Source organism: Phenylobacterium sp., from assembly GCF_044358365.1.
Taxonomy (GTDB): domain Bacteria; phylum Pseudomonadota; class Alphaproteobacteria; order Caulobacterales; family Caulobacteraceae; genus Phenylobacterium.
The window spans coordinates 1-4,506 of sequence record NZ_JBIKNZ010000122.1 but is presented as its reverse complement, the minus strand read 5'-3'; the positions used below and the strand labels follow the sequence as shown (position 1 = coordinate 4,506).

At 63.0% G+C, this 4,506-nt stretch carries 4 protein-coding genes; all 4 read right to left on the bottom strand.

Annotated features, from left to right (window positions below):
- Nucleotides 1-1,849, bottom strand: a 1,849-nt coding sequence (locus tag ACIQ3B_RS18060; RefSeq protein ID WP_397405060.1) for a hypothetical protein, incomplete at its 3' end; no start/stop codon positions are given.
- A gap of 79 nt (nucleotides 1,850-1,928) precedes the next feature.
- The gene (locus tag ACIQ3B_RS18055; protein WP_397405058.1) at nucleotides 1,929-2,252 is read right to left on the bottom strand and encodes a hypothetical protein; all 324 of its coding nucleotides are present in this window, start codon (nucleotides 2,250-2,252) and stop codon (nucleotides 1,929-1,931) included.
- A gap of 6 nt (nucleotides 2,253-2,258) precedes the next feature.
- Nucleotides 2,259-3,746, bottom strand: coding sequence for a hypothetical protein (locus ACIQ3B_RS18050; protein ID WP_397405056.1), 1,488 nt, complete (start codon nucleotides 3,744-3,746; stop codon nucleotides 2,259-2,261).
- Nucleotides 3,747-3,938: 192 nt separating this feature from the next.
- Nucleotides 3,939-4,506, bottom strand: a 568-nt coding sequence (locus ACIQ3B_RS18045; protein WP_397405054.1) for a hypothetical protein, incomplete at its 5' end; no start/stop codon positions are given.

Genomic DNA, 4,506 nt, shown 5'->3' with positions numbered 1-4,506 from the left:
CAACAGTCGAGTGCATCAGCGTCGCAGTTACGCCCGCAGCGTGAGTCAGCACAGGCCTTCCGTTGCTTTCGGGCCGCGAAGGTAGCGCGTAACTCGTTCTTACCGGTTCGTAATTGGCCGTTCTGGCGAGAATGATCTTGGGGCAAAGTGCGTTGGCCGCAATAGCCGCGTCTTCAGCCGCCTGGATCGTCGTATAGTCGGTCGCCGTGACGTTATCCTGTGCCAGTCCTGTCGGCGAAACGGTCTTCACCCAATCGTGGACTACGGGCCGGAAATAGGTCTTCAGCGGACCAATTAACCGGGTCTGCATTGTACCATCAAGCGCGGTCACCCGAGCGTAACAGTGGAAGGCCCCACCCGCCGCGTTCTGAGCGATCAGGGTCGCATAGGTCACATCAATAGAGTAGGTCGTCCGCGTCCGGTTAAACCCGTTGACGTCAGGTAGGGTCTTCACTGTGGGCACAGCCTGGCGGGTCGTGATGCCCTCCAGGAGGAAATCCACATAGGCCACGCCACCCTTGGCGTCCGCTTCAACTTCGATCTTCATCGTGTCGCCGACCGTCAGGACTTGCAGCGGGGCATTGACAAATTGAGCACCGGGCTTGGCGGTTGTCCGGGTGACGTCCGTGGGAGTTACACTAAAGCCTGATCCCGCTGTGCCGTTGAAGGACCACACACTGCTGGGCAGAGCGGAGCCACCCTGGCGAATGGTCAGCGACGTCAGGTAGTCGTCATAGGGCAGTGTCGAGGCGCGGGTCGCACCAAGGCGCAGGGTCGTCAAAGTTGGGGTTGTGGCGGCGGTAGTGTTGACCCACACGTCATCGACGTAGAGCCCCCAGTTGCCTCCATTCCGCACTACTTTTGCCGTGCCAGATCTACGCAAGGGCTGGGTGCCACCCTCTGTCGCGATAACTGCATCGACGTTAGCATTCCTTACCGTCAGCACCAGCCGATTGGCCGTATTCAATTCCAGCCTGACCGAATTGGCGTCGGTCCCGTCGTGCCAGTGGAATAGCGTTCGATTGCTCGTGGGCGTGAAACCCCAGGTCGTCGTGAAGCCCACCAGAAACTCAAAGACCCCAACGGGCACCGTCTGCGCAAAGGTTATGCTGTCTTCCGGCCGCGTGACCGGGGTGCCTGCACAATCAATAGGCGACGTCGGAATGATACCATTAGACACTTGATACTTTGCGAAGTAGATCGAGTTTGCAGTCGAGCCAACAAAAGATTGCCCCCAGGTGTCGGACATGCTGGACGCCATGCCGACCGAGACGCCAGACACAGTTGTCGAACCGCCAGTCATACTCAGCGAAGCGCGATACCAGCCGTTTGCGCAAGGTTCTACATATCCGGAGTAAGCCGAAGGAACAAAGCCCGCTCGCGGCACAAGCACAAAATCTCCGGTGTCGAGGTCGATGATCATAGACACCGCTGTTCCGCCTTGCGAGGTGTTGTTCAGCAAGGCGTAGCGCCACGTGTCTTTTTTGAAGTAGCAGCTTAGAACTTGGTTATCCAGCTCCATGCCGGGAATAGTGCCAAACTCTCCACCGTGAGGGCTGTTGGCCGTTGTCATCGTCATACGCGATGCGGTGTTTGCTCCGTCAGGACCGGCAATGTTGGTCGCCGGGATCGTGACGGCCGTAAGGGCTGAAAACGTGTTGGAGTTAACCGCGAAGTTCTTTTTGGAACTCTCTACCAGCAAGCCCTTGTTCGTGACGCGCGCTACGCCCGTCGCCGTCGAATTGAGCAGGCCAGCAAGATTGTAGGAATAGGCGGCAAGCGCGCGGGTGACTGTGCCTGGCGCTCCCACGCCGGGAGCTTCTGGCGTTTGGCCGAGCAGGTAGTTCATGCTGAGTACGTTGATGAAGGCCTCAACACCCCGGCGAACGCCTACCGCCCCCAGCCGCCGCCGGAGTTGTTGCCGGGCGCTACCGCGCATCGCTGTAGTAGGCCACGTTCAGGACGGCCGTGCCGCTCTCCTGGATGAACTCCAGCGCGGCCAGGTTATTGCCCTGGTACAGCATCTCCCCGCCGTCCAGCAGGCGCATGCCCTTGGTCGCCGTCGGGTCGAGGCCATCATCGCTCCAGCGCACGACCCCGCCCGAACACTGGATCAGGCAGTAGTCCGCGCGGGCTGGAATACCCGCATTGCCGCTGTTCACGTCAACGCCATCCATCAGGCGCTTGATCGTCGCCAGCGACGTGATCTGCCGGTATCCCCTCGCCTTGTACGGCGTGACTTGAACCCTCATGGGGGCCTACTCCTGCAGGATCGTGTTCAGGGTCTCAGATTGCCCCCGCCCGCCGTCCTCGTGGATAAACCCGCCGCCCAGTCCCAGCCCCTCAATCCCCAGGGCGCCGTATTCGATGGCCTCCGCCGGGTGGCTGTGAATGTTCTTCTCCGGCGTCGGCGACAGCTTGTCGCCGGTGCGCTTGAACCGGTAGCCGCCGGACAGGGCCTCGATCGTGCCCGGACAGTTGTTGCCGATCAGGAACGCCGGCTCGCCGCCCAGCACATTGCGCTGGAATACCTGGCTCAGCGCCGTGCGCCTTACCTTCGGGTCGTTCGACGGGGCCAGCAGCACCTCCAGCCCGGTGTAGTGGCTCAGGATCTGCGCGAACGAGAGCTGCGCGTTCATCACCGACCGCGCCCGCGCTGACGGATCCACCACGATCACCACCTCGGCGAGGTTTCCAAACCGGGTTTCGCGCACCCGTTTGATCTCGCCGGCGAACTGCACCAGGTCCATCGGCGGCAGGATCTCCGCCAGCACGCGGAGCTGGCCGTTCACCCGCTGAATGAATTGCGCCGCCGGGTTCAGGGTGGCGCCGGCGTCGGCGCAGACCACGATCTGGTGGCCCGGCTCCGCCAGGATGGCGCGCTTGACCACCATGCGCTCGGCGTCGAAGTGTTCATGCACTGGCTGGCCGTGGCGGGTGTATCCCGGCTTGTTCTCCACAAACCGCCGGATCGCCCAGGGCTGTTTCATCCGCTTGGCCAGGGCCTGATAGTAGTCCGGATTGATCTTGCGCAAGTTGTCGAGATTTTCCGCCAGTGGCGACAGGCCGCTGGGCTGGATGAACACTTCGTCGCCCTCCTCGGGCGTGATGTAGAAGCGCTTGTGGAACCAGGACCCGATCACAGGGGCGTTGCTGTCGCCCCAGACGCCCGCATAGGCGGCCGGGCGGCCCGGTACGGGCTCGGGGCGGTCATCCGGCTCCGGATAGCGCCCCACGCGGTTCTGGGCGCCCGCCAGAATGTCCACCGTCTCGTGGGTGTCCAGCTCGGGGATGATGAACGCCGTGGCCTCCAGGCCCCGGAAGAAGTCCTCCAGGTCGGTTTCGCCCACCGCGCGGCCCTTGACCTCGATATAGGCCGTGGTCCCGTCCGGACACGTCATGGTGAAGTTGTGATCCCAGGGGTCGCCCTTGGCCCCGGTAAAGCCCGATCCGCCGCCAGGCCCCTTCGTGCCCCACTCCTTGTCGATTTCCTTGAAGTAGCTGGGGGTGAACTGGTCCCAGAGGCGGCGGTAGGTGGTGCAGATCACCACAATTCGACACTTGCGCAGGCCGTCGATCGGGCTACGATCCTGCCATTGCGCAGCGCGGAGAATGCGACGGACCGTCTCGGTCGTCTTTCCCCCTCCCGTCGGCCCCACGATCAGGGCCAGATCCGCCCGGCTCTGACCATAGGCTTGCGCCTTGGCCCCGGCCGGTTTCCACGCCGTCGACTTTTTCACATTCACCGGCTCATTCCCCTACCCCGACCCTTGTCAGCCTCAAGTTTGTTCCGGGCGACGATCCGTTGCATAAGATCGGCCTGCAGGTGGTTGCCCGCCGGAAAGACCCCCCCAGGGGAGAACCGGGCGCGAAAATTTCGGGGGTGGGGGTGGGTCGACCCCAAGGGGGGTCGAGGCCGGCGACCCCACCTCTGATTTTCAATCAGCGGCGCTGGCGTCTGGTTCGTCAACGAATTCAAGGACCTGTTGCCCTTCGTGCGACTTGGACTGTGCGACTTGCCCATCTCCGACGCTGAAAACCTCAATGAATTCAGCGTCGGTCGCCTCGGAAGGCATGGCCTGCGCATAGCCCTCGATCTGGACCACAACCGACGGCGCCACGCCTTCGCCCTTGACCTCCATGGCCAGCGGCTGGCGCTGGTCCGTGTAGGGCAACAGGTCGGCCAGCTCGTCGCCAATCATCTTCAGCGCATCCTTCAGGCCGAACCCCGCCGCCGCCTCACCAATCCGCTTGATGCTGGCCGCCATGGCCTTCGACACCTGATCGGGCAGTTCGTCCGCCAGGCCGCGCAGCTCCTCGCGCACCACCTGCCTTAGCCAGTCGTCGCGACCCTCCTGCGCCTTGCGCACGTGCTGGACCAGCTCCAGGGCCTTGTTCACCCGCGCCTTCGCCATCGATCCGCCGGCCGCCTTCAGCTCCGCCGGCGTCACCATGCACAGCGCCGCCGACTGTTGCGCCGCGCTGGCCCCATACTTCGCCGCGATG